At 69.6% G+C, this 25305-nt stretch carries 28 protein-coding genes; 13 read left to right on the top strand and 15 right to left on the bottom strand.

Translation table 11 applies throughout. The features are described 5' to 3' along the window. Positions 1–13: 13 nt before the first annotated feature. The 11 genes from ACFVST_RS01820 (at position 14) to ACFVST_RS01770 (ending at position 8546) form a co-directional block, all read left to right on the top strand. A complete protein-coding gene (locus ACFVST_RS01820) occupies positions 14–823 on the top strand; it encodes a hypothetical protein (protein WP_390145848.1) in 810 nt (269 codons plus the stop codon). A 160-nt stretch (positions 824–983) separates the two neighbouring features. Then, on the top strand, positions 984–1325 hold the full coding sequence (locus ACFVST_RS01815; protein ID WP_390145846.1) for an HU family DNA-binding protein: 342 nt from the start codon (positions 984–986) through the stop codon (positions 1323–1325). A 62-nt stretch (positions 1326–1387) separates the two neighbouring features. Beyond that, positions 1388–1891 (top strand): hypothetical protein, encoded by a 504-nt coding sequence (locus ACFVST_RS01810; RefSeq protein WP_390145845.1) that lies wholly within the window; start codon positions 1388–1390, stop codon positions 1889–1891. Next, the gene (locus ACFVST_RS01805) at positions 1888–2715 is read left to right on the top strand and encodes a phosphoadenosine phosphosulfate reductase family protein (protein ID WP_390145843.1); all 828 of its coding nucleotides are present in this window, start codon (positions 1888–1890) and stop codon (positions 2713–2715) included. Before ACFVST_RS01810 ends, ACFVST_RS01805 begins: the two co-directional genes overlap by 4 nt. Then, a complete protein-coding gene (locus ACFVST_RS01800) occupies positions 2712–3341 on the top strand; it encodes a hypothetical protein (RefSeq protein ID WP_390145841.1) in 630 nt (209 codons plus the stop codon). Before ACFVST_RS01805 ends, ACFVST_RS01800 begins: the two co-directional genes overlap by 4 nt. A gap of 299 nt (positions 3342–3640) precedes the next feature. Continuing rightward, positions 3641–4279 carry a hypothetical protein gene (locus ACFVST_RS01795; RefSeq protein WP_390145839.1) on the top strand — a complete coding sequence of 213 codons (639 nt, stop codon included), beginning with the start codon at positions 3641–3643 and terminating at the stop codon, positions 4277–4279. Between the two features lie 62 nt (positions 4280–4341). Then, positions 4342–4644 carry a hypothetical protein gene (locus ACFVST_RS01790; protein WP_390145837.1) on the top strand — a complete coding sequence of 101 codons (303 nt, stop codon included), beginning with the start codon at positions 4342–4344 and terminating at the stop codon, positions 4642–4644. Positions 4645–4733: 89 nt separating this feature from the next. Then, entirely contained in the window at positions 4734–5741 is a 1008-nt protein-coding gene (locus ACFVST_RS01785) for an N-6 DNA methylase (RefSeq protein WP_390145835.1), read from the top strand. Continuing rightward, positions 5738–6256 carry a hypothetical protein gene (locus ACFVST_RS01780; RefSeq protein WP_390145833.1) on the top strand — a complete coding sequence of 173 codons (519 nt, stop codon included), beginning with the start codon at positions 5738–5740 and terminating at the stop codon, positions 6254–6256. Before ACFVST_RS01785 ends, ACFVST_RS01780 begins: the two co-directional genes overlap by 4 nt. Position 6257: 1 nt before the next feature. Next, positions 6258–7904: a DUF4192 domain-containing protein gene (locus tag ACFVST_RS01775; protein ID WP_390145831.1), complete on the top strand. Its 1647-nt coding sequence runs from the start codon at positions 6258–6260 to the stop codon at positions 7902–7904. Between the two features lie 54 nt (positions 7905–7958). Then, positions 7959–8546 carry a DUF6349 family protein gene (locus ACFVST_RS01770; RefSeq protein ID WP_390145829.1) on the top strand — a complete coding sequence of 196 codons (588 nt, stop codon included), beginning with the start codon at positions 7959–7961 and terminating at the stop codon, positions 8544–8546. Between the two features lie 836 nt (positions 8547–9382). Here the strand turns inward: ACFVST_RS01770 and ACFVST_RS01765 are convergent. The 3 genes from ACFVST_RS01765 to ACFVST_RS01755 form a co-directional block, all read right to left on the bottom strand. Next, positions 9383–9745: a hypothetical protein gene (locus tag ACFVST_RS01765; RefSeq protein ID WP_390145827.1), complete on the bottom strand. Its 363-nt coding sequence runs from the start codon at positions 9743–9745 to the stop codon at positions 9383–9385. Positions 9746–9864: 119 nt separating this feature from the next. Continuing rightward, a complete protein-coding gene (locus ACFVST_RS01760) occupies positions 9865–10413 on the bottom strand; it encodes a hypothetical protein (RefSeq protein WP_390145825.1) in 549 nt (182 codons plus the stop codon). 2 nt (positions 10414–10415) lie between these two features. Continuing rightward, entirely contained in the window at positions 10416–10847 is a 432-nt protein-coding gene (locus ACFVST_RS01755) for an ATP-binding protein (protein ID WP_390145823.1), read from the bottom strand. A gap of 581 nt (positions 10848–11428) precedes the next feature. On the opposite strand from ACFVST_RS01755, the gene ACFVST_RS01750 reads away from it, so the two are divergent. Together ACFVST_RS01750 and ACFVST_RS01745 are read left to right on the top strand one after the other, a co-directional pair. After that, positions 11429–12331: a hypothetical protein gene (locus ACFVST_RS01750; RefSeq protein WP_390145821.1), complete on the top strand. Its 903-nt coding sequence runs from the start codon at positions 11429–11431 to the stop codon at positions 12329–12331. Beyond that, positions 12328–12903, top strand: a complete 576-nt coding sequence (locus ACFVST_RS01745; RefSeq protein ID WP_390145819.1) for a GNAT family N-acetyltransferase — start codon at positions 12328–12330, stop codon at positions 12901–12903. Before ACFVST_RS01750 ends, ACFVST_RS01745 begins: the two co-directional genes overlap by 4 nt. 625 nt (positions 12904–13528) lie before the next feature. Here the strand turns inward: ACFVST_RS01745 and ACFVST_RS01740 are convergent. The 12 genes from ACFVST_RS01740 to ACFVST_RS01685 all read right to left on the bottom strand — a co-directional run bounded on the left by ACFVST_RS01740 (position 13529) and on the right by ACFVST_RS01685 (position 25300). After that, on the bottom strand, positions 13529–14353 hold the full coding sequence (locus tag ACFVST_RS01740; protein WP_390145817.1) for a phage antirepressor KilAC domain-containing protein: 825 nt from the start codon (positions 14351–14353) through the stop codon (positions 13529–13531). A gap of 182 nt (positions 14354–14535) precedes the next feature. Further along, complete coding sequence (locus tag ACFVST_RS01735; protein ID WP_390145815.1) at positions 14536–15198, bottom strand: collagen-like protein; 663 nt, start codon at positions 15196–15198, stop codon at positions 14536–14538. Next, positions 15195–15524 (bottom strand): hypothetical protein, encoded by a 330-nt coding sequence (locus ACFVST_RS01730; protein ID WP_390145813.1) that lies wholly within the window; start codon positions 15522–15524, stop codon positions 15195–15197. The genes ACFVST_RS01735 and ACFVST_RS01730 overlap by 4 nt, the downstream gene beginning before the upstream one ends. Before the next feature lie 14 nt (positions 15525–15538). Then, a complete protein-coding gene (locus ACFVST_RS01725) occupies positions 15539–15757 on the bottom strand; it encodes a holin (protein ID WP_390145812.1) in 219 nt (72 codons plus the stop codon). Continuing rightward, positions 15757–16647 (bottom strand): N-acetylmuramoyl-L-alanine amidase, encoded by an 891-nt coding sequence (locus ACFVST_RS01720; protein WP_390145810.1) that lies wholly within the window; start codon positions 16645–16647, stop codon positions 15757–15759. The genes ACFVST_RS01725 and ACFVST_RS01720 overlap by 1 nt, the downstream gene beginning before the upstream one ends. Positions 16648–16711: 64 nt before the next feature. After that, positions 16712–17392 (bottom strand): SGNH/GDSL hydrolase family protein, encoded by a 681-nt coding sequence (locus ACFVST_RS01715; protein ID WP_390146272.1) that lies wholly within the window; start codon positions 17390–17392, stop codon positions 16712–16714. Between the two features lie 931 nt (positions 17393–18323). Beyond that, positions 18324–19268 (bottom strand): hypothetical protein, encoded by a 945-nt coding sequence (locus tag ACFVST_RS01710; protein ID WP_390145808.1) that lies wholly within the window; start codon positions 19266–19268, stop codon positions 18324–18326. A 2-nt stretch (positions 19269–19270) separates the two neighbouring features. Then, positions 19271–20428: a siphovirus ReqiPepy6 Gp37-like family protein gene (locus ACFVST_RS01705; RefSeq protein ID WP_390145806.1), complete on the bottom strand. Its 1158-nt coding sequence runs from the start codon at positions 20426–20428 to the stop codon at positions 19271–19273. Next, positions 20425–21372 (bottom strand): phage tail protein, encoded by a 948-nt coding sequence (locus ACFVST_RS01700; RefSeq protein WP_390145804.1) that lies wholly within the window; start codon positions 21370–21372, stop codon positions 20425–20427. Before ACFVST_RS01700 ends, ACFVST_RS01705 begins: the two co-directional genes overlap by 4 nt. Continuing rightward, positions 21373–24090, bottom strand: coding sequence for a hypothetical protein (locus ACFVST_RS01695; RefSeq protein ID WP_390145802.1), 2718 nt, complete (start codon positions 24088–24090; stop codon positions 21373–21375). Positions 24091–24347: 257 nt separating this feature from the next. After that, complete coding sequence (locus ACFVST_RS01690) at positions 24348–24794, bottom strand: hypothetical protein (protein ID WP_390145801.1); 447 nt, start codon at positions 24792–24794, stop codon at positions 24348–24350. 11 nt (positions 24795–24805) lie between these two features. Further along, the gene (locus ACFVST_RS01685) at positions 24806–25300 is read right to left on the bottom strand and encodes a hypothetical protein (protein ID WP_390145799.1); all 495 of its coding nucleotides are present in this window, start codon (positions 25298–25300) and stop codon (positions 24806–24808) included. Positions 25301–25305 lie beyond the last annotated feature (5 nt).

Raw genomic sequence — 25305 nt, 5'->3', positions numbered from 1 at the left:
GTGGAGACAAAGCATGTTCACCATCAAGGCCCCCGACCTCGCGGCCATCCTCGATCGCGTCGCCCCGCACTGTTTCCAGACGGACGACGACACCGGCGACCTCGATGTCCTGGTCCTCGACTGCACCCCGGGCCACCTGCACGCCGTGGGTTGCGGCGACCGGACCATCGCCGTCGCCCGTACTTCCGTCAAGGGAGACGAGTGGACGGCCCCCGTCGGCTACAACGACGCAGCCGCGCTCCGCGGCTGGCTGGATTGCTCCGACCACATCACCGTCGAGCACATCATCAGCGACGGTCACCAGAAACTCCGCTTCACCGAAGGTCCCGCCGAGATCACCGTGCCCGCCGCCTCCCACGTAGGCCGTCTGCCCTGGCGCGCGCTGCTGCGCCTCGCGCTCGGCGCCCGGAACCACCCCTTGGCTGTCGACTGCCCGGTGCAGCTCAACGCCGATGATCTCGCGCTGTGGGGCAACGCCGGCGCGGTCGGCGAGCCGATCGAGTTCCGCTCCCTCGGCCCGGTGGGCACGATGGTGACGGCCGGAGTCGACTTCCTCGGCCTCCAGGCTCCCTACACTTGGGATGGCCCGACGCCGGGCGAGGGCTGGTCCTGCTCGCTGCGCACCCGCCTGTTCCTGTTCGCCGGGGCCTTCCTCGAAGTGGGAGCGCGGTACGCGGACCACACCGGAACGGGGTGGGTAGTGCCTGCCCGTCCCGGCCCTGACGAGGAGCCGATGCTCGTCTCCGCCGACTACGCGGCCGTCGCCCTGCCGATCTCCCAGGTGCTCGCGGGCGGAAACCTCCTGATCCGGCTCCCTGACTGAAAAAAAATAGATGACATTTATGCAACATGCTTTACACCCCCATACTGCGACGTGCGACGACGAGGCAGACCCCGGATTCGGGCTCAGTCCCCTGCCCGCCGCATGGCGCACCCCTCCCTCAACTCCTGTGGCACAGCGAGAGATCCGAGAGGAATTCCCAGTGAACAAGGCCCAACTCATCAAGGTCGTTGCCGCCGCGACCGGAGACCGCGCTCAGGCGGCTCTCGCCGTCGAGACCACGTTCGACGCGATCGTCCGTGCCGTCGCGGCCGGTGAACCCGTCTCCATCACGGGCTTCGGCAGCCTCACCCCCGAGGACCGCCCGGCGCGCGCCGCGCGCAACCCGCAGACGGGCGAACCGATCAGCATCGGCGCCAGCCGGATCGTGAAGTACCGCCCCGGTGCGCGCTTCAAGGACTTCATGACGGGCCGCCGCGCGGTGCCCGAGTCCGGCAATTGCATCCAGAAGGACCCGAAGACCGCCACTGGCGCTCGCCCATAACCGCCCGCACACCAGGGGCCGTCCGGCACGCGCCGGACGGCCCCGCCCAAGGAGCACGACAGATGAACGACCTTTCCGTGGGCGTCGAGATCGACGCCACCGCGGCGTGGCTGGAAGTGCGCGGCATAACCGGCGCGGCGAACCTGCTGCGGCGCGTCGCCCGGCAGCGAGACCAGGCCGTGCAGCGGCTCGGTCTGCGGGCTGGCACATCCACATCGGAGACGAGCGGCACCGAACACGCGGCCCCGCGCGACCTGGCCGCCGCCGCTGAAGCGGCGATGCTGCGCACGGACGTCGCCCGCCTCCAGACTCTGGCCGAGCGCGCCGGCTGGGTGGCGGATCCGGCCGCGAAGCGCATGGTGCGCTGGCGCGACGGCTGGTGGGAACTGGGGCACCGCCGTCGGAATCCGAAGGACGGATACCACGACACCGGCTGGTACCTGTGGGGACCGCTCGGCAGCTACGACGGCGAGTGGGCCGACCACCACAAGGGCCTGGCCATCGAGGAGGCCGAGCGGCTAATCACCAAGCACCGCGCCGCCGCGACCCGCGGGGACGCCGAGTGAACGCCCAGACCGAACTGGTCAGCGTCCGCTCCCTGTTGGGCGTCGAACCCGTTCCCGATCTCGCGTCCGCCGATCGCATCATCATGAGCAACAGCGGCGGCAAGGACAGCCTCGTCTCAATGGACGAGGGAGTACGCCTGGCCGATGAGGCCGGGGTCCGCGACCGGATCGTGGTCCTGCATATCGACCTCGGTCGCACTCCGCGCAACCACAGCGTGGAATGGCCCGGCACCGTGGACCTGGCCCGCCGTCAGGCAGCCCACTACGGACTGCCGTTCGAGGTCCGCCGTATGACGAAGTGGCCCTCCCTGGTCCACCGCATCCGGGCACGCGGGCAGTTCCCGCACCTGACGACCCGGTTCTGCACGTCGGAGAAGCGTGGCGTAGCCCACCGGTTCATGACCGAGCAGGTGAACGCCCTCGGGATCGCCGGCCGCCCGGCGCGAATCGTGCACGTCATGGGCTTCCGTGGACAGGAGTCCCGCGCTCGCGCCCGGAGGCCAGCCGTTGAGGTCGACCAGCGGGCCAGCAACGGTCGGCGCACAGTGACCCAGTGGTACCCGGTGCTGCGCTGGAGCGAAGCCGAGGTGTGGCAGCGCATCCGGGACCGCGGCCTTCCCTACCACTGGGCGTACGACGCCGACATGTCGCGGCTCTCGTGCAGCCTGTGCGTCCTGGCTTCCGTCCCCGATCTGGAGTGCGCGGCCAGGCTCCGGCCCGAGCTGGCCCGTGAGTACGCCGACCTGGAAGAGGAGATGGGCGTCCCGTTCCGGCGGGAGCTGTCAATGGCGGAGATCATCCGGCGCGCGGGAGGTACTCCGTGACCGCCGAGTCGCAGAGCGCCCCGGTGACTCTGCCGAGCGTCCAGGAGCAAGGGGCGTGGCAGCCGCAGGTGGTTGGCCTCGACCTGTCGCTGACCTCGACTGGCGTCGCCGGTACGAGCTGGGCGCGTGCCTACCGGCCCGGACGCCGCCGCAGCCACGAGCGGATGGACTGGCTGCTTGCGGGCGTCGCGGACAGCGTGTGGGACGGCACGGACCTGGTGGTGGTCGAGGGCGCCGCGTACGCCCAGGGCGGGCAGGCCGGGCACCACGAGCTGGCCGGGCTGTGGTGGCTGGTCACCCAGTACCTGTGGCGTAACCGCATTCCGTACGCCGTCGTGACGCCGCACGGCCGCACGATCTACGCGACCGGTCGGGCCAACCCCGCTCAGGAGTGGCCGCGCAAGGACCGCGCCCGGGTCTCCAAGGGGATGGTCCGCAGCGTGGCGATCGAGCGGTACGGCGTCGAGTGCGAGGGGCCGGGCCGTTACGACCAGGCCGACGCGACGATCCTCGCGGCGATGGGCCTGGACTGGCTGGGCTACCCGACCGTGCCCGTGCCCGACTCGCACCGCCGCGCGCTGGAGGCCGTCCGCTGGCCGGACCTCATTCCCCCGGCCGCGAATTAAAGGAATTGCATTGCGGGAAATCAATTCGCATTCCGTCGGCTACACCTTGCTTCTAGGGTATTTGCCATTAAAATATAAGTAAGGAATTCGGGAAGTTCCCGAACCCGGAAGGGAGTTGGCGTGAAACCCGGCCAGCACCACGGATGCGGCTGCGAGTACAACAGCGGCGGCTTCTGCGGAGGCTGCGGCCACGCCGGATGCGGCGGCCGACGCTAACCACCGCACCGGAACACTTCCCGCGCCCCCGACCTACCGCCGGGGGCGCACCCATACGCGCAAGCGTCCTCTTGGAGACCCAGATGAACACCTACTCCACCGGAGTCCTCGAACTCGCCAAACAGATAGGGGTCGAACCCGAACACGTGGCGGAAGGTCTCCGCCTGGCGTGCCGCTCCTTCAACCACATCCAGGTGAACACCGGCATGTCCGCCGAGCAGTTCCGCCGCATCTTCACCCACAACCGGCACTCCGTCGCCATCGTCGCCAACATCGCGATGCGCCGGGCCGGCCGCCGCGACGACGCCCTGCTCCTCATGGACATCTACAAGGCCAGCGTCGGCATCGCCCCGTACCTGCCGCCCATCCACACCGGGATCGGCACACTGCCCGAGCACCACGACCACCCGCTGGTCCGGGACGCCATCCGCATCCTGACCGCCGCCGGGCTCCCGCCCATACACACCGACGGCGTCCACGAGCTACGCCCCGGCTTCCAGGTCCTGCCGGATACCACCGGCCACCTGCCCGGCTTCCTGTTCATCGCACCCGACGCCGGCGCCAAGAACCGGACCGGATTCGCAGGCGGCGACCTCGGCTACCTCGCCGTCATGCGCTGGGCCGGATGGGGCGTCATCACCGAACGACTTGACGGTGGCCTGTACGCCGTCTGCCACCCGCGCCACTGCGACAACCCTTTCCCCGCTGCCCCCACCTCCTGACCCCGCCCGTGCCCGGCCGCACGCGCGGCCGGGCACGGGCCCACCCGAAAGGCACCACCCGCATGAAGCTCCCCGTCGACGACGCCACGCTCGCGTCCTGGGTCACGCTCCTCGGCCTCACCGACAAGCAGACCGCCGCGACCCTCGAAGACATCGAGAAGACCCTCCGCCAGGGTTACGAGTACCGCCCCGGCGCGCTCCGTGACGCCACCTTCGACCAGCTCATCAGCGAGATGGACAAGGACGAGGCAGCCCTGTTGTTCCTCATCAGCGGGCTGCGCCAAGCCGGATACCCCAACGCCGCCTACGACATCGAGGTGCGCGGCGTCTTCGCCACGCTCAGCTCCCTCCAGCACACCGGCTGACCCCCCTCCCACACACCCGCTCACCGCCCCGGTCGCGCACCGCGCACCGGGGCGGTCCCATGCGCGCCCGCAGAAAGGACTCCGCCGTCGTGACCGACGACCTCCTGCCCCGTGCCGCCGCCCCGGCTGCCGCACGGCCCGCCCCCTCGTGGGCGAAGAAGCCCCCGCCCAAGTCCCAGGCCCGCACCACCGGCAAGATCACCGCCCGCCGCTACGCCGCACAGAGCGACCCGCGCGAGCACGCCCGCAAGATCGCGGACAGCGTCCTTACCGCCTGGTTCCAGTCCTTCGGCGGCAGCAGCATCGACGTCCCCCTGGGCACCGTCGCCGGGCTCTCCCTGCTGCGCAACCTCCCCGGCCTCGCGGACTGGGTGCTCAACCTGACGCCCGAACAGCTCCCGCAACTCCTCAAAGAGATCTACCTCGGCTACTGGATCAACCGACCCGACCTCATCAACCGCGCGATACGCCTGCACGACTGGGCCTGGAACCCCGAGCCCGACAAGCAACAGCTCCGCGCCGTCCACGCCGTCACCCGCGCCGCCATCAACACTGGCCTGCTCGACCTCACCGGCCACGACGACATCTGGCGACGCTCCGAAGCCGACGTCCTCAGCCCGCTGCTCACCGGCCTCCGGCACAAGAGCGACAAGAAGTGGCGCGGCGAGTACCACACGCCGTCGTCCGTCGCGGACCTGATGGCGAACATGACCATCGACAAGGACTTCGCGAAGCCGGGCATGTCCTTCCTCGAACCTGCCGTCGGCAGCGGGACCATGTTCCGCTCCGTCGCCGTCCGCCTGCGCGACCTCGGCCTCGACCCGCACGACTTCCACTGGTACGGCAACGACATCGACGCGCTGTCGGCCGGATGCGCCGCCATCAACGCGATCATCTGGGACCTCGGCCCCCGCTGCCTCATCGGCTGCGCCGACTCGCTCGCCCCGGAAGACGACTGCGCCAAGACCCGCGCCGAAGCCCTCGAAGCCTTCAAGGAACGCGACCGGTACGTGGGCGCCGCCCACTCGCTCGCCGCCTTCCGCCGCGCCTTCGACCTGGTCGACGAACTGATGCCCAGCAAAGAGCCCGTCGCATGACCGGCACCTTCGACCGCCCCGGCACCACGCCCGTCGTCCGTCGCCGACGCCCGGCCTTCGCCGCAGCCCGCGACGAGATCGACGTTCCGCCCCTCGACCAGATCGCCCCACCCCTCGCCCCGCCCTGGCTCAAGGAGGACACCGACACCCCCGACCGCAAAACCGTCTACCACCATCGCGACGGCCACAGCCTCGGCCTGCGCATCCAGCCCCGCGGCATCGCCATACAGACCTGGATCACCGCGGGCCCCGACCTGCCTCCGATACCCGACAACGCAACCGCCACCGAGCAGGCCGAAGCTCAAGCCGCCCGCGACGCCCGGCTCCAACCCGGCCGCACCTGGCACGCCGTCCTCAACACGCGCACCAGCAAAGCCCTGGCCGCCGACCTCGGCGCACTCGTCCGAGACCGCCTGCTCCCCGCCCTGACAAACAAGCCGCGCGGCATCCCAGCCCCGCCCCCACCCGCCCGCATCGGGCAGTCCGACCCCACCCCGACCGCAGAGGGAACCTGAAGTGAGCACCGACAACACCGCGCAGGTCACCAGCCTGCCCCACCTCGCCGAGAGCCTGCCGTACCTCCTCGGCCACTACCCGGACGACAGCATCGCCCTCCACAGCCCCGGCTCCGACTTCTTCGACGGCCCGACCATGACGTACCCCCTGCCCGATGACCCCGCCGAGTGGAAGACCACCGCCGAACTCGCCGCCCGCCAGTTCGTGGCGTACGCCCAAGAGGGGCAGGGGCACGACCCCGGCCAAGGCGTCATCGTCTACCTCTGCCGCGAACCCCGCGCCGATCAGACCCCGTGGGACACCGCCACACTCCTCGCACCGGTCAGCGACTGGCTCACCGCCGCGCTCCATGAACAACGCGCCACAGTCCTCCGGACCATCGGGCTCGTCTCGAACCGGTGGTGGGCATACGAGTGCCTCACCGAAGGATGCTGCGAGGGCGAGCCGCTCCCGTCCGCCGACGACTCCACCAGCATCACCGCGCAGATGGCCCGCCTCGGACGCACTCCAGGTCCGCGCACCCGCGACATCCTCAAGGAGTTCCGGCCGACCGCAGCCAACCCCGACTTCCTCAAGGACCTGAACAGCACCATCGACCAGTTCAACTCCCGGTGCGCGACCAATGCCGGACGTGACGCCACGCTCACGACGACCTGGGCACAGATCGACGCGGCCGTGAGTCAGTTCCGGGCCGGAGCGACCACCCTCAACCATGCCTTGACCGCACAACTCATCGTCGGCCTGCACGACGACGACGCCGTGGACGCCGGCATCGTGCACACGGACGACGACCTTCCGCACGCCCGACGCCTGTGGGCCTACCTCGCCCGGCACTGCGCCGACCCGTTCACACAAGAGGCCGTCCCCGCGCTGACGCTGTACGCCTTCGCCGCCTGGCGGCAAGGCGACCTCATCGCCGCCCGGCTCGCCCTCCGCCACGCGATCACCGCCGACCCCGAATACGACCTGGCCATCGGCATACATATCGGCACCATCGACGGCGAGAACTCCCGAGACTTCCTCGCCACCGCCCGCGAGAACCACGATCAGCGCAGGATGCACGTCCAGCACACCGTCCAGGTCGCCAGCGAGTACCGCCCCGTCACCGGCAGCACGGCGCACCGCCAGCGCGAAGCCCTCGACACTGCCGCCAAGTACCACGGCACGCAGGCCAGCACCCACCGCGGACAGCTCCGTGCCCGCTACAGGACGATCGACGCCATCGGCCGAGCCCTGGCCGACTTCCGCAACGGCCCCCCGCGGCTCACGGACGAGATCGCCGCCCGCATCATCCTCGGCCTCCAAGACCCCGAGACCCGAGACGCCGCGCTGTCCACCGGCGACGAGAACAACCTGCCCACCGAACGGCAACTGTGGGGCCGCCTCGCCGGACGCTGCGTACCCCCGCACGCCGACAAGGCACCACCGCTCCTCACCCTCCTCGGCTGGGTCGCCTGGCGGCAGAACGACACCATCACCGCCAGCCACGCCTTCTCGGACGCGCTCGACATCGACCCTGACCACAGACTCGCCAAGCTCCTGATCGACGGCATCCGCACCGGGTGCGACCCCGCCGCGTTCCTGGCGATCTACCGCGAAGCCGCGCAGCGATTCGCTGACGGCCGCGCCGACTTCGACAACCTCTGAGCCCCACGGTGGCCCCGGCAGCCTCGCCCGGGGCCACCCCCTTACGGAGACCTCATGCCCAGCCCTCCCGGCGAACCGCGCGGCGCCATCGCCCGCCACACCGCCTACCTGCCCCACTTCCGGGACAAGGCCACGAACTCCCGCCCGATCTGGCGCATCGACTGGGGACAACCCGGCTTCACCCACCGCACACCGCCCGAGCCCACCGCCGACCACCGGCCCACCGTCCTCGCCCGCTCCTGGGACCGGCCGGCCCTCGACGGTACCGGCGAGATCTGGCCCTACCTCCACCGCGGGGCCTGCCTCGGCTGCGCCTGGGAGGGCTCCGACCGGCGCCGTAGGGATGAGGCCGTCGAGGACGCCCACGACCACACCCACCCCGGCTGGCGCGACCTTCCAGCGGTGCCCGAACGCCGAGGTCGGCGGTGGCTCACCCACGTCCAGCACATCTACCCGGACGGCTGGTTCGACCGGGGCGGCCCCATCCGTACCGTCCGTACCGGAATCGAGAAGCAGCACAAGCCCGGAGCGGCACCAGGTGGCGGATATGACCTCGCTGTTCAGCCATCGACGAATAACGATCCGGTCACGGTCGTCTCCGACGTGCTGCCGCTCGAATTCGATAGCGCAGAGGCAGCGTGAACGCGGAACTGCGCGCTACGCTGGCTAAGGCGGCTGACCTGCGAAAAGCCGCTCCGCTCCACCTCCCGGCACAGGGGGTGGAAGCCTGCTTCGCCGGTAAGGCACTCCGCTGCGTGTGAGTTCAGATCCTCGGCCGCCCGTACGCACAACCTGCGTCGATGCTGCCGGACCCTCTGATCCCCTGTCACTCGGAGACCTCTCGGATGACTCCCAGGGGACGGCCAGGGGACGGAAGGACTCGGAAGGATCAGGAAAGCCGGTTCGCGGCCAGTACGGTTGTGGGTCGCTGACCTGCGAAAACGGGAAGATTGAGGCAGGGTCGCAGACCTATCGGAAGATCCGAAAAGGACTCATAATCCGTCGGTCCTGGGTTCGAGTCCCAGCCGCCCCACCACAGGGCCCGTTGCAAAGATCGCTCTTACCTGCGGCGCGGCCCTGAACGCTCCGCTCGGGCAGCGGAGTTACCCGTGGTCAAGATCGTTAGCTGGTCCGCTGCTGGCCCGAAGGGTTAGCGATCAAGGCTCGCTAGAGCCCTGGCCGGGTGTCCTGCCCGGGTTCTGCCGTATGTGCGAGCGGGTCTGCCGGAACGCCGACCACCCAGAGTCGAGAAGCCGTTTGCTACGGGTGTCTGCGGACTACTGGCCAGGGATCTCGGTCAGCTTTTCCTGTTCGTCCAAGCACCACCGAACGCCAGCCTCGTCCGTGAAGCGCACGGTCGGGGTCGCTCGGCTGAACTCGATGGCTCCATGGAAGCGCGGTGAACCGAACTCGCCGGTCTCGGAGCGGCCCAGGGCCGAGAAGCCAGATGCTCCCGACTCGTGGCCACTCTGGCTCCGCTAGGGGGCAAGGTCGCCAAACTGCGCGGTGATGTCGTAGATGGGAGCTTCGCTCTCGTTCCGCACGACAACCAGCCACCGGTCCGGGTTGATGAGTTCGCCTGTCTCGTCAGAGAGTTCGGCTCCGGTAGCGGTGACGTCCAGCCGTATTTTGCGGGCCTGCGTCGCTCTTCTCTCAGCCAATTGGGCGCGCAATTCTTCGCGTTCGAGCCGGAGGTTGGCTGCCTGCTCGGCGATGAAGCCTCGCTGTTCGTCGATCTGCTGCTGCTGGCTGCGCAGCGTTCCGCGTGCGTAATACGCCGCGGCCGCAGCAAACGCTCCGGCTATCCACGTCGGGACATCCCCCCAGTCGATCCCACCCATGGGCGTCATCGTAAAAGCCCCGGCCGGCGTCGGGGGATGCACCGGCCGGGGCAGTGGGTCACCCCGCCCGCCGCGCCGTCGCCCCGGCAGGAAATCCGGAGCTCGGCGGGCGGGGTGGTTCAGGGGCGGCCGCGCGGTGAGGTCGAGGGGGCGGTCTCCTCGCTGACCGTGGCGAGGGCGGCCGCGAAGGCGGCGTACAGGTCGTCACCGTTGGTGAGGGCGCAGTCGGCCCCGGGGCGATGCAGCCATGTGCGGCCGTCGACACCGCTGGGGGCGCCGAAGAGAGGCGAGGGGGCGACCAGGTGCTCGCCGATCTGCAAGACGCTGCACCCGGGCAGGTCCCAAGCGTCGGCGCTGTGTACGGGCACCAGGACTTCGACGCTGTCCAGGCTGGCTATCGCCGGGCCGATGGTGGAGCCCAGGGCGTGGAGTTGGCGCAGGGCCTCGCTGCCGGTGTCGATCGGCAGGCGGACCACGTCCCAGCAGATGCCGATGGGTAGTACTGCGCATTGGCCGGCCGCCCACGTCACGAGGACCGGGCTGACAGGGGCGCCGGTGTCCTTGATCCAGTCGATGGGAGGGAAGCCGTCGAAGCTGCTGGCGCCGTCTGCGACGGTGGCACGGCGGATACGATCCTCGGGTGTGCGGCGGGGCAGGGGGCTGGGCATCGTTACCTTGCCACCTCGGCCCAGACGACCTTTCCGAACAGGGCGTCGTCAACGCCCCATGCGGGACACAGCCCGTCGAGGATGAGCAGCCCACGGCCGCGGTCCCGCATGTGCGACTCGGGTCGCCGCCGCGGATGCCGGCGCACCGGGTCGCGGACTTCGACCCGTGTCACGCTGTCGCGGCTGTCGAGGGTGAGGGCGAAGGAGTCGCCGGGTTCGGTGCCGTAGCGGATGGCGTTGGTGACGAGTTCGCTCGTCACCAGCAGGACCGTGTCGACGTGGTCCTCATCTGCGTCCGGCGTGCAGTGCAGCACGTACTCTCGGGCGAACTGTCGTGCCGCGCTGGCCGATTGGGGCTTACCCGCCAACACCAACTGCCGCGGCTGATTGGGTTTCGGGGTGAGCGCCTGTGCGCCCTGTCGTTTGTCGACCATGTGGTTCCCCTAGCTCCGGGTAGTGCGGCTTTTTCTCTCCATATGAGGGAACGCCCCAGTCACCCGAGACGCTGGACCTTGCACCGGACTTTTTCCCGGACGTTCCACGAAGACCGGACTTTGCACGGCCGCGCAGGCGCTACCGTCGAGATGAACCAGATCACCGGAGGTACCAGGTGGACGTCCTGACACCGTTCGAGCTGGCATGTGCTGAGCACGGGTGGTCAAAGCCGTCGGACTTTCTACGGGCCTTCCAGGCGGCAGCAGATGTCCTCGGCGAACCCGTCACAGTGACGGACCGACAGTTCCGACGATGGAAGCTGCCTTCGCCACCCGCGCCGCGGGCAAGAGCTTGGCGTGTGCTCCATGCGATGTTCGGCATGAGCCCCTGCATCCTCGGCTTCCCTGGGCCTCCGCCGGGAGCCAGCGTGGGGCCTGCACCACTCGCCGCACAGAAAGGCACGCCACCCGTGGACCGACGTGCTTTCATCTCCGACACCGTGGGTGTCACCGCCGCCGCAGGTCTTCCTGCTCATACCCGGACTCCCACACCGCCCGGATCGTCCGGGGCCGTTGGGACCGTGCACCTTCTCGAACTCCGCGCAGGGCTCCACTCCCTCTTCGAACTCGACAACGCCTACGGCGGCGACGACGTCCGCAGCCTGGCTGCCCGTCATCTGCGTCGCGTTCGCCGCATCCTGAACACCCGGAGCTACCCCGACACCATCGGCCGCCAACTGCACCTCCTCGCGGGCGAAGCCGCCGAGCACTGCGGGTGGCTCGCTTACGACGCCAACGATCAGGACTCTGCCCGCGGGTACTGGGGTGAGGCACTGACGACTGCCACGGTTCTCAAAGACGTGAACCTGCAGATCCTCGTCTTCTCGTCCATGAGTCTGCAGGCGTGCCACGAAGGCCGGCCGCGCGAAGGCCTCGAACTCGCCAGGGCCGCTCAGGAGCGGGCCACCCGGCTCGGCTCGCCTACCCTGCGGTCGATCATCGCCTCACGGGAAGCCCGCGCACTCTCCCTCATGGGGGACGGACATGGCGCCGGCAAGCGGCTCGCCGCGGCCATGCGCCTGGTGGAGCGCAGCGGCACCGGTCGCCCGGCGCCGGAGTGGGCGGCGTTCCACGGACACGCCGAACTCGATTACTCGCAAGGTCTGCTGTACACCGAGTTGGGCCACCACGGGGCCGCGGTGCAGTTCCTTCGTGCGGCGCTCGAGCACCAGGACCGCACGCATGGCCGCAACCGCGCGCTGTACAGGATCACTCTGGCGAACAGCCTGGTCAGGGCTGGCGACGTCGACGAGGGCGCTGCACATGCCGTGGAAAGCCTGGAGCACCTGGAGGAGGTTGAGTCGGGTCGTGTCACGAGAAAGCTCCGTGACGTAACTGACCTTCTCCGTGGCCACGACGCCGACTGTGCGCGTCAGGCCGTCGAAGAACTGTCCGAATACGCAGATGCGAAAGGAGCGGCGTGACGCAGACTGCGGTCACCTACGAATGCTTCGAAGGCCAAGAGGCCGCAGGGCAGCTCGACACCTTCATCGCGGCCTACGAAGAGGTGTACGAGGAGCCGCCATACCGCGAAGGTCCGAGCGATGTCGCCGAGTTCATCGCCCACTACCAGGTCCACGCGCGGCGGGCCGGGATGCGGCTGGTCATCGCGTGGGACGGTGATGAGGTCGTGGGATTCACCTACGGCTATCTCCTCCCGGCCGACAGCTCGTGGTGGGCCAATGTCCAGGAGGATCTTCCCGAGCACTTCACGAGAGAGGACGGCAGACGGACCTGGGTCATCCTCGAACTCGCGGTCCGTAAGCAGTGGCGTCGCCTTGGCATCGCCACTGCGCTGCACTCCCGTCTGCTGGAGGGCCTGGACATCGAGCGCGTCACGCTCACTGTCCGGCCGGAGCCGGAGGCGAAAGCCGCGCAGTCGGCATACGTGAACTGGGGGTACCGCGAAGTCGGCCTGACGCACCCGTGGGAGGAAGCGCCCTTCTACACCGCCATGGTCTTTGACCTCCCGGAGCGCGCGACCTCAGCGGACTGAGGCACGGCCCGGGCATGACGAAGGCGCCCCCGCCGGCCTGCCGGAGCAGGGGCGGGGGCGCTGGGGTGTCGGGTGGCGCAGCGGTTGTGCGGGTAGAACCGGATGCCAACACGAGTCCGTCACCGGCACCTGGCAAGATCCTGTGCAAGGACGGTAACTGCCGCGTGAGCGGCGTCTAGGGGGCGGCCATGGGCTTCTTCGGCAGGTTGTTGGGCAGTGTCGGTGGCGGTTCGGGGCGGTCGTGCCCTGATTGCGGGGAGGACTTGCGGGCTGACCCAGGATGGGGTGAGGGCCGGTATGAATGCCACAACGACAGTTGCTACGGCCATGGGTTCTACTTCGATGAAGGTGGCACGCTCGTTGATCCAACGAACCGGGGGAATAGCGGGCGCACCTGTCAGTGGTGTGAGGCGGCACTCTCCGGTGGGACGAGCAGCCTTCCCTATGAAGATGGGAGCAATTCGCAGGCTTACGTGGTCTGCCCGTCCTGCAAGCAGAAAAATACTCTGTACGGCTTCGGCGAGGACGACTAGAAGCCAGCGCCCCCACCGGCCGTGAGGCCAGGCGGGGGCACTGTCGTGGTCAGGTGCGGCGGCGGTCTAGGACCGCGGGTGGGGTGCTGGTGTCAGGTCGCGGGCAGCGGGTCGCCGCCGACGCCGAGTCGGTCGGCTATCCAGTCCATGCCCTTCGGGGTGAGGAAGGTCTGCTCAACTGTTTTGTAGCCGGCCGGCACCAGCTTGACCTTGGCGCGCTCTGCCTTGACGTGCACCTCGTAGGGGAGCCTCGGGTTCTGCACCTGCAGGAATTGGAACTTGTCGGATCGGAGCAGGTCCATGAACTGGTTTCTCCCGAGGCCGCCGGTGGTGTCGGTGAATGCCTTGGCCGCGGCGTTCATGTCGATGAGACCGTCTGCGTTGCAGAGCGTGTCCCACTTGCCGGCCTTCGGGGCAGCGATCGCCAGTTCCTTCTTGGTGGCGACGAGTTCCTTGGCGGCGGCGAGGTAGTTCTGAGCGAGCGCGAGGTGGTCCTCGGGGGTGTCGGGGACTGTGGGGGCAGCGAGTTCAGCCTCGCGCGTCTTGACCGCGAAGTAGGTCTTCGCCTTGGCTACCTCGGGCTTGCGGCCGTCCGCGGCGAGGGCGACGTGGTAGGCGGCGAAGCGAGTGAGGCGGTAGTCCTTGACCTGTTGGCGCCCCCACCTGCCGCCATTCATCACTTTGCGGGTAGCCGCAAAGTGATCCTGGGAGTCCAGGCCACTCGCGTCGATGGTCTGCTGGGCCCTTTCGATTGCGTCTTCGAACTGGCGCCACTGTTCGTAGCCCATCAGCGTCTGAAGGTCGCGCGCGGACCAGCGTTCCTGGCCGTTGTGGTCCAGAAGCATGATCTGGTCGAAAGGACTGGTGCCACGTGTTCCGTTGGCGTCCTCGGGCAGGCTAAGGTGGAACTGATCCATGGAGCTTCTCCTCCTACTGGGTCCACGCCCCCGGCGGCCCATACCGCGCGGGGGCTTAGCTATGTCTGGACGCGCCACCCATGTGGGTGACGCAGCATCATGTTACGGCCCATCACTGACAACTCGGCGCGACTCAGGCATGACGAAGGGCCCCCACCACCGCGCGGGTGGTGGGGGCCTGGTCAGTAGGTGCGGCGTTGCGGGTCGAGGGCCGCGGCGAGCGGTACGGACGGTGGATCGTCGGGCGGCGGAGCCTCGTCCTTCCGGCAGACGAGCGCGTCCGGGTCGGTGGGTGGGGGCTGGAGGGTATACCCGTCGGGGCAGGTCTGCCCGTCGCGGCCATCGGCGCCGTCTCGGCCGTCGGTGCCGGCGGGTCCGGGCTCGCCGGGTGGACCGGGTGGGCCCGGCTCCCCTGCGTTGCCGTCTGCGCCGTCCGAGCCCGCGGTCCCGTCGGTACCGTTCTCGCCGTCCTGGCCGTCGGCCCCGTCTGCGCCAGGTCGGCCGGCTGGTCCAGGCGGGCCGCTCTCGCCAGGGCGGCCCAGGGTGCCGGGTACCGCGTCGACTCGGTCGGGCAAATCCGCCACCGCCCGCGCAGGGTCTGGCACGGCCGGGGTCCCGCCCTGGTCGCGGACCTGCGCGCGCAGTGTGCGGACGTCCCCGGCGAGGGTGGACACCGCAGTGCCGCGGCGGGCTGCCTCCGCACCGAGCTGGTCCGCGCGGTGTGCCTCCGCGGAGATGCGCAGCCACACGAGCAGCACCGCGCCGGCCAGGACCAGGAGGACGGCGGCGAGCATGAGCTGCCGCCACCGCCTGGCGAGCAGCGACGGTTGAGCGTGCTTCGTCACGGAGTCCCTCCCAGCCGGGCAATCTGCTCGCGGAGTCGTTGACGCTCACCCGTTAGTTCATGGATCTGCGAGAGGAGTTCGCTCTTCTCCGCACGGGCGTCCGCCAGATCGCGGTACGCCTCGATCAACCGCTGCTCCGTGTCGGCCAGCCGCTGACGCAGAGCGTCGCGTTCCTCCTGGAGGTCGTTGACGAGCTGTCCGTAGCCGGTGACCGCTCCCGACGCCGCCGCGTTCCGGTTCTCGCCGCGCTTGCCGTAGGCGGCGCCGGCGGCCGTTGCGAGCCCGACGGCGATGGTGCCGATAGCGCCGAGCGTCGCAACGTCCACGCGATACCTCCTGGTCAGTCGACGGGCAGGCGCGGGGTGTGCTTGGCCTGCCAGCCACCGAGGAACGTGAGCAGGCCAGGGCCGCCTCCCAGGACGATGGCCTGGAGCCACGCGGGCAGCGGCCCGAGCAGCGACTCGTCTGCTACAGCACCGTTGAGTACGGCGATCAGGATGCCGACCGCGAACGATGCGCCGGTGGCGGCCTTGACCTTCTTCTCCACCGCGGCGGCCATCAGGCGCGGCCCTGCTTCAGGACGGCCAGCACCTCGGCGAGCTGCACCTTGACCTCGGCGACCTCCTTGCGGAGGGCGTCGACGCCTTCGTGCGCGACGCGGGAGTGCCCGTAGGCGGAGCCGAGAGCGGTCTCGACGCTGATCCGCTTGTCCTTCAGGCCCTTGTCGTCGGGCCAGCGGCGCGGCTGCCAATCGCCAACGGCGACCTGGTCGGTGAGCTGCATATCCTTCTCCTTCTTCGGGGGGTTCGGGGTGGTGGTACCGCCTCCGGTGCCCGCACCAGGGCTCCAGGCGGCGGAGTGCCGCAGGCGCTCAGCGACGTCAGCGCGGAAGGTGTCCATCAAGAACGAAGGGTCGACCTTCCCTTCGACCGAGGTCTCCTTGTGACCGACGACGGAGTTGGCGGACCAGCCGTGGGCGCGGCAGATCGCTGCGGCCCAGCGGACCGCGGCCTGGTACTGGACGGCGGGGTACGGGTCGCGGCCGTTGCCGAGGTTCTCGATCTCGATGCCGTACAGGCGGGCGTTGCCGTCGACGGTGCCCGAGGCATTCGAGGGACGCGGGTGGGTCTCCGACTCGTTCAGCACCGCAGTGAACGCATTCACCGCGGCCGGCCCGGCGTGGTTGGCGCGCCCGTTGCCGACCATCGTCGCCGTGCCGTTCTTGGCGAGGTGGGTGTGGGCGAGGGGGCCGGGCAGGTCGGACCGGCCGGACCACACAATGCCGAGCGAGTTCGAGCCGGCGGTGTGGTGGATGAGGATGCCGTTGACCGGGCCCCATGCACCCTTCGAGTTGCGGTTGTGGGTGCGCCAGCCAGCGTGCTCGGCGACGTGGACGCCCTCAAGGCTGAGGGCGGCGACCATGCGGTCTGCGGACAGAGGTGAGGCCATGAGCCACTCCAGACATAGGAGAGCCCCGCACCTCTTCACCATGTGCGGGGCCGCAGGGTTGGGATCAGGCGGGCATGAGGGCGCGGAGTGCGCCCACGACCCTGCGGGCGAGGTAGGCGTGACCCGCGTCCGTGGGGTGCACGTTGTCGGTGCCGACGTAGGCAGCTCGGTTCGCCGCGGTGATCCACGGACCCTGTGTCGCTACCGCGGTACCGGCGGAGTCGTAGACGGTGCCGGTGAGGTTGTTGAGGAACGGCAGGCCAGCGTTGAGGGCGGCCTCTTGCAGGGTGGCCGTGGTGGCGACGACGGACGGGGCCGGGCTGCCGGTCGGGTCCCAGCAGCCGATCACGACAATGTCCGCGCCCGGCACACAGGCTGCCTTAGCCGCGGCGAACACCTCGTCAGCCGCGGCACCGATGTTCTCCTGGCTGCCTTGGTTGTCGTTGTACCCGGCCCACACGATCAGCCGGTCGAACTGGTACGGGGCGATGTCGGTGGGGATGCGGTCGCCGAGGGTCGCCCAACTCGCCGCGGTGATGTAGCCGGTACCGCCCCTGCTCTGGTCCCAGACGTCTGTGCAGCCGAGCAGGCGCCCGGCTCTGTATGTCCAGGTGCCGATGCCCGCACCGGTGTTCTGGCCGGAGCCGTCCGAAATGCTGTCGCCGAGGACTCCGAGTCGCCCACCGCGGGCCGCCGGCTTCCACGCGGTCGCACCCGGCGGCAGGTAGACCCCGCCGAACGGCATGGTCGTCAGATCGAACCTGATACGCCGCACCCTGGCGGTGGGGAACGTGAACTTCAGGACGTAGCGGCTGCCGCCACTGGTGGCGCCGGTGGTCTGCGGCAGGTCCGTGACCGGCAGCCCGTCCACCGAGAGCCGGTAGCGGCATGAGGTGTTGATGTACTTGAACAGGATCTCGAACTGGGCGGCGTCCGTGCAGAACTCCACCGCCCAGTTCGACTGCCCGCTGCTGTACGTGTTCGGGTAGCGGGACGTCGGCAGGTACAGCGTCGTGTCCGGGAACGTCGGCCCGTAGGAGAACGACCCGGCGCCGAGGTACAGGAACGGCCCGGTGTCCGGCGCGAGCAACGCCTGCGCGGACGGGATCGACGACGTGGCCCCGGGGCCGGTGAGGGTGACAGTCGGGGTCTCGGTCGACAGACTGTCGGCGAGCAGCGAGTCCGGGAGATCCCGGCGCCGCCAACCCGCACCCCACCGCACGCCCGCGGCCGCCGTCGAGTCCGGGCTCAGAGTCTGCCCCGCGGCTCCGACCGGCAGCCGGCCGACGGACGCAAGGCCGGTGCCGACGAGGAGATCCCCCGCGGCCGTAGCGGTGGATCGGCTAACGGCGGCCGCCTCGATGGCGGCCAGATCGGCGTCGAGATCGATGGCGGTCGTCGCACGCCGCGGACCGGAGCCGCTGTTGGCGTCGAGATACAGCGTGCGTACCCCGTCCGGGCCGTGGAACTCCGGGACGGCGCCGTGCCCGTCGGCCACGAGCGTGCCGCCGTCGATCGGTGTCTCCCCGTCCGCGTCCACGAGGTCCGTGTGCTGAGTGCCGCCGGACGGCATGTTCCAGCAGGTGACTTGCGCGCCGGGCTGCAGGGTGGCCGCATTGTCGTCGCCGAGGCTGATCACGTAGTCCGCGACGGACCCGAACCGATGCCGCGCCATATCAGCTCACCGCCCAGGAGATTGAGGCGCCTATCACGCTGTCGCCTTTTTTGATTTCGGGGTGTGCGGTCAGGAACGCCTGCCCCGGGGTGCCGCTGTTGCCGCTGCGGATGGTGATGCGGCCGATGCGCAGGCCGGTCACGTAGACGGTGGCGTACTGGTCCCGCGTGGGGTGCACGTACTGCGTCGGGATGGTGCACGGAAGGCGGGAGTCAGTCCCCGCCGCCAGGGTCCCCGTCGCCCGCTGGAACGACCCGAGACGCAGACAGGCGATCCCGTTGCGCACGTCGAGGATGGAGTCGGTCTGCGGCTGCCACGGCAGTTGGGCCGGTCCGGTCACGTTGACCTCGCCGCTGTATTGGCTGACCAACTGCCAGTCCGACCCGGTCCACACCAGCATCCGGCCGGTGTCCGTCTCGTAGACCATGTCCCCGCGTCGGCCCGGCAGTTTGGCCGCGGAGGTGACCGGTCGGCAGCGCCCACCCACATACTGGACGTAGGGCACGACCGTAACCGCGGCCGCCCCCGACGGAACGCGGACGTAGGCGAGGGGAATCTCGTATACGCCAGTGCTGCCCGTCTGCTGCGTGATCGACGGTGTTCCGCCGCCCGGTGTGCCGGCCTTGATGGCCGCGCGGACGGTCCAGTCCGAACGGTCCAGTCGGAGCAGCACCCAGTCGGTACGCGCCTGGGCGCTGCCGTTGGGGGCGATGGTGAGGGTGACGTCGGTGGTGCCCGAAGTCCAGGCGTGCCCCCGAAGGCTGGCCCAGCAGTTGGCCTTGACGATGGCCTGGAGGCCGATCCCGGCGGTGACCACGGTGCCGCTGGTCGGGTCGGCTGGTAGGTACACGCCGTCGTCGGTGGCCCGTGCGGCGATCTCCTCGTACTCCGCATCCGTGACGTTCCTGCTGTTGTGGTCCGAGGACGGCCAGGAGTCCTGCGCCATGCCTATCTCGCCTCCAGCCGCCCGAGGCGGCGGGTCAGGGTGCGCACGGTGCGCACCATCTGCGGGTCTGTGGTCGCCTCGGGGGAGCCGATCAGGGTGGTCACGTATTCACCGCTGTTGGGGGTGGCCTGGAGGTGCATGGACCTCACCAGGTCGGTGACGTCCTGGCCGTGGGGCAGCGCGACGGTGACGCGGTCGCCGAGCCCGAAGTCCGGGCCCGCCCGCAGGTCGGGGGTGTCGACCGTGACGGTGGACAGTTCGACCGGGGCCGCGCCTTCGGCCAGCTCGGCGTTGCCGGCAGCGGTGAGTTCGCCGTTTGCGTCGGTGTCGGCCCCGCCGTCCAGGTACCGCTCGACTCGCCACCAGGTGGCCGCGGCCGCGGCGTCGGCCCGTTCGATGAAGGTGCGCGCCGTGTCCGGTTCTTCCTTCTCGCTGCCTGCCACCAGGACGTGCGTGGCCTCGGGCGCGGACTGCTTGTAGGAGAGGGCGCGGAGGTTGCCGAGCGCCGTCGAGAAGCGGGCGGTCGCCGTCTTGTCCTGCGGGGTGTAGCAGCCGAAAAGGATCCGGTCGCCGTCCTGCCAGGTGCGGAACCCGATGTTCCCTCCGTCGATGGCGACCCGGCGGCACACGTCGAGGAGGCCCTCGAACCGGGTGCGGCACGTTGTCGTGGTCCCGGCCCCGGCGGCGGGGGCGAGGGACAAGTTGACGATGCGCCGGTCCGCGCGGGCGCCGGGCCCGGCGTTCTCGTTGACGAGGGTCCGGATGATCGACTCGCCGCCCGTGGAGTTCAGTTGTCGCCACGTGTTGCCCTTTTGCGCCGACCACGGCGACGCTGGGGCGGGCCATGTGATGTACCCGGCCAGCTTCGCCAAGTCGTCGCTGAAGCCGATGTCCACGGCGCCCACGCCGGGCTCGTTCTCGATAGACCACGTGAAGTCGGTCGGGATCTCCATCGGCCCGGACGTCCAGATCGCGCCGTCCCGGATGACCACCAGTCGGTTGCCCGGCTGTAGTTGGGCCATTACTTCCGGACGTGCGGGCAGCGTGACTGTGCCGGATGCTGGCGCATTGAACCGGATGGTTGCGTCGAGTTCGGTCCATCCGGCGATGGGGTCACCCTGCACGACGCAGGATGCATCGGTGATCAGCAGTTGGATCATGCGGTCTCGTACCTCGGGTAGTAAGTGAGATCCACCGCGCTGCCAACCTCGGCGCCAGCCAGTTGGAACGTCACCGGCGTCTGGCCCGGCGGCAACGACCAGAGCACCGCGCCGGGCCAGTCCAGCGAGCCGACCCAGTTGGCCCCGTCCTGGTAGCGGACCGCGGGCGGATCCGTCGAAACAGTGACCTGCTGCCCGGCGAGGAGATCCCCGTGCCCGACTGCGGACGGGTTGAGGGTGAAGCTGTCGCCCGTGTCCTCCCTTGTGAAAGTGATCAGCGACGCGGGGCCGGTGATGCGCCACTGGGGCCATACGTCCACGTCGCCCGGGTTGATGAGGGTGGTGGCGCCGAGGACCTGCCCGCTGGAGATGGACGGGTACGGCTCCAGGAAGTCCTCACCGACGCCATACGACCGGTGGATGGTCTGGGGGATGACGTCCACCCAGTACGGGTCCTCGCACCACAGCGTGACCACGGCCGAGTCCCAGGTGATGCCGGTCGCAGTCTGACCGCGGCCGTCCCAACCCTCCTGGTAGTAGACCGCGATGTGCCGCACCGAGCCGTCAGGCCGGGCGACCTCCAACAACCCTGGTCCGTCTCGCAGGGTGCGGGTGAACGCCCGTGCCAACGCCCGCCAGTTGCGGACGAACCCGGTGTGGTCGACGGCCTTGACGAGGAGCGGCCACACGATCGTCCGGGGCTGAGGCTGGACGTGCCGCAGCCGTGCCCCTCCCCGCGGGTGCGGGTCCGAGGTCAGCGTGTACGGTGCCGCGCCCAGTCCGCTCACGCCCTCGGCGAGGGTGTACCAGTCCGCCGACAGGTCCGTCATCGGCCACCGCCCGCCGACCGGGTCGATGTAGGTGATGGAGGCGTACCCCACGTCGGGGATCTCAATGGGGGGCGGGGTGACGGGCCCCGCCCCCGCAGTGGTGATGACCGGCATCTACCGTGCCCTCCCCACACGCTGACGCGCCTCTTCCTGCCGCTGGATCAGCCGCAGGTCCGCCGCGTCGATCACGCTGCTGCGCGGATAGACGTTGTACGTCACCGGCTGCTGATCGCGGACGGGCGTCTGCACCACCGGGGCAGCAGCCGCTCGTCCCGGGGCCGCGGCCCGTCCCGAAGGGACAGGCAGCTTCCCGGAGTTGATCGCGTCCATCGCCGCGAGGCCGTACTTCCTCACCGACGCGGCCTTGATCATGTACTCGCCGTTCGAGCCCCACATGAGGACCGAATCGGACGTGCCGGTGCCCGGCCCGCGCACCGGACCGCCGCCCGGATACCCGGGGATCGGGCCCCCGTCCGCCCGGCCGATGGGCCCACCGGACGCCTTCTTACTGAACCTCGCGGCCTGCTGCCGAAGTGCGTCCGCGGTGTTCTGTGGGCCCTTGGCGATGGTCTGCAGGACCGTGCGCCTGGTCACCGTGACCGTCACGCTCCGGTCCTTCACCGAGGCGAGGTCAGCACGAGCCCTGGCCAACTGCCGCTGCAACTGGGCGATCTCCGCGCGCACGGCCGCCTTCCGGCTGTCCGGCACGGTCTTCAGCCGGTGCTTGGCATCCGCGATCTTCCGCTGCAGATCTTCAGCATTGGCTTTGAGTTTCGCCGTCTTGTCGGGGGTTTTGAGGATCTGGGAGGCAAGCCGCGACGCCTCCGCCCGGTTCAACCCCATCTGCATGGCGTTCTTGATGAGCTGCTGCCGGCCCCGCTCGTAGATCCCGTTGACCGTGCTCCAGGACGCCCCCGACTCCCGCGCCGCCCCGGCCGCCTCATCAGTCTTCGCCGCCAGGTCGTTCAGCGCACTGGCCGCCGTCCTCGACTTCTCGGAGTTCAGGACCAGCCTGCCGTTGTGCATGTCGAGCGCGCCCGAGTTCGCCTTGGCCGCCTTCGCCGACGCGTCGATCGCCGCCTCGAACCCGATCATGCCGCTGAGTGCAGACCTGTTGGTGTCGTTGAGGGCCTGAATGGACTGCCGCAGCCCGTCCGCCGAAGCCTTCTGCGCATTGAGCTTCTGCTGCACCTCAATGGCCTGCTGCCCGAAAAGGCCCATGCTCTGGGCGGCGAGCTGCTGTTCGAGCCGCTGCCCGGCCAACGCGGACTTGTAGTCGTCCAGCTTGGCGCGGAGGTCGCTGGTCGACAGGCCCTGCTTGCGCATCGCCGCGGCGATGGAGTCGAAGGCTTTCGCGGCCAGGTCACCCTTGCCCTGCGAGACGAGATTGGCGAGCGCCTTGTCGACGGCGTCGATGTCCTGCTTGGCGTTCTTTACCGGAGTGGAGTCCCAGCTACCGAGACCGCCGAGCGTGACAACCCACTGTTGGATGCCATCGATGGCCGCTGGGTTGACCAGGGTGCGCAGGGAATCGGCGAGTCCCCCCAGGTCCTTGCCATAGGCGCGGACTGCCTCGCCGGTGACACGGCCGGTCCGCCCCAACTCACCCACCGAGGTGGTGAGTTTGTCGACGTCCGGGGCTGCGTCCTGCCCCATGCTCGACAGGGAGCTGATGCCCATGATGAGCAGGCCGATACCGGTGCCGGCCATCGCCAGCTTCGCGCCCCGGGACAGGCCGCCGATGGCCGCGGTGACGCCGCGGATCGGGCCGGGTGCCCCGGCGGCCGCCGTGCGCACCGCAGCGATCTGCAAGCCGAGCGCGGCCAGCGTCGCCCGCGCCGCGTCCGCACCCACCGCCGCCATGCGCACGGCCTTGATGGCGATGGCGAGCTGGAGCAGCGTGGCGATGGCGTCCGGCGGGACCGCGGACACGATCCCCGACAGAGCGTTGACGACATCGAGCATTCCGACGCCGACGTCGGCACCGGCCTCCAGCAGGTTGAGCAGGGCGTCGCCGATGTTCCCCAGGGTGTCCCAGACCTGCGGGCCGACGGACCGCGCGTAGTCGAAGAACCGGCCGATGCCGGAGCCGACTTCACCCGCGTTGATCTTGGCGATGAACTCGGTGCTCTTGCTGATCGCGCGGGTGAGTGTGCGGTCCGAATACTCGGTGAACTGTTGCATCAGCCGGTCGAAACCGGGCGTGGAGATGGCGCCGCCGACCAGCGTCATCAGCCGGTTGAACTGCGCTGACGACGCTTTCACCAGGCCCGTCGTTTTGGGCAGCAGCGCGTTGGCGACCGCGAGACTCTTGGTGAACGGACCCATCACGTCGCCGCTCAGGCTGTCGGACCAGTCGTGGAAGTTGTCCCGCAGCAGGCCAACCGCCACCGCGGCCTCGCGCGTCGGACGCGGCAGCTTGGCGAGTTCCTTCTGGTAGTCGGCCGCAGCCCTGGCGGCCTCGGCCGATCCCTCGCCCCCGTCCTCCAGGGCGTCCTGGTACTTCTTCTGCGCGTCCAGCGCATCGCCCATCGCGGAGATCTGCGGGCCGAGCGCGAGCCCGTAGGCCGCGGCGGCCACCGTGACGGCTCCGAACTGCCCGGCGAGGTGCGCGGTCGACGCGGCGAGCGACGCCGCGACCGGGATCACGGCCGGTGCCAGGCTGATCAGGTTGGCTTTGAGCTTCTCGCCGAGCTTGTCAGCCGCGTCGGAGACCGAGTTGAACGAGGTGCGGGTGCCGCCGGCCGTCCGGTCCAGCCGCCGGTAGGCGTCGGACGTGCTGACGAGGTTGCCCTGTAGGTCCCGCAGCCGGCCGTCGGCGTCGGTCGTCATCCCGGCCAGCCGCAGCCGCAGCCGGTCCGCGCTGTTGCCCGCCCCGTTGAGGACGCGGGACAGCTCGTCACGGCCGGTGAGAGTGAAGTTGAGGCGCTCAGCCACCGGCCACCTCCCCTCACCCGGGCGCGGTCAGCGCGCGGAGATGTGCCGGTTGATCCAGTTCACCGCCGACTGCAAGTCAGCCGGGGACAGTTGGTGGATCTCCCACGGTCTGATGTGCAGGTAGTGCGCGAGCAGCCACCGGGTCTCGGCGATCAGCCCGTGGAGTCCGCCGGGGCCTTTGCCAGGTGGCCTTTTCCCAGGGCCACCAGCGCCGCATCGACGTCTGCCGGATCGTGGGCCAGGCGCCGCAGGTGCGGGGCCATCGCGTCGATGGCCGAGTCCTCCCCGGCGCCGAGCGCCTCCAGCAACATGCTGTCGAGGGCATCGTCAATCTCGTGCCGTTCGATACGGGCCTTGAGTCGCCTCTTCCAGCCGGGCACGTCGAACTCGCCGAACTTCAGGGTCTTGTCGCCGCGGCGGCGGAACACCCACAGCACCGCCCGCATCGCGGTCGGGTCCTGCGCGCGCAGCAGGTCCTCGATCTGCCGCCATGGCGTCTCGCCCATCGCCTGCTCGACGTCGGCGGCCTCGATCGCGGACAGGTCGTCGGTCGACACCTCCTCGGTGCTGCCGTCGTCCTGCACATACGTGATGATCACGGGCTCCCCCTCTATTCCAGTGAGCGGCGCACGTCGCCGACGATCCGCTCAATCTCTCTGTTCATGCGCGGCATCCCGGCCCGGACGGTCCGCGACCACCAGCCGGCGGGCCGCGCCGTCTGCGTCGCCCACCGCCTGCGGTTCCCGAACACCGGGTGGCGCACCCGGCCGGTCTCGATGACCCACGGCATGTTCCGCAGGTCGCGTGGCAGCCGTCCCTTGTCCATCCACACGCGGGCACCCGGACTCACGCCCGTGCGCACGCTGATCCGGATCCCGCCTGCGAGCGTCGCCCTCAACGGGCGTGTTGTGGGCGACGGACCGCCCCGCCGCCCACTGCGCGAGCCCACCAACTGCACCGTGCGGATGGACCGTTGCAGGTCCTTCTGCAGCGGCTCGGCAGCCCGCCGGATACGGCGGTTCATGTTCCGTTGCAGCCGCGGCCCGCCGGCCATCCGCATCCGGCGCGACAGGTCGATGAGCTGGCCGGTGCCGATGATCCGCACGGAGC

The sequence above is a fragment of the Streptomyces sp. NPDC058045 genome (assembly GCF_042885635.1).
Lineage (GTDB): Bacteria > Actinomycetota > Actinomycetes > Streptomycetales > Streptomycetaceae > Streptomyces.
This window is presented reverse-complemented; position numbering and strand designations above follow the sequence as displayed.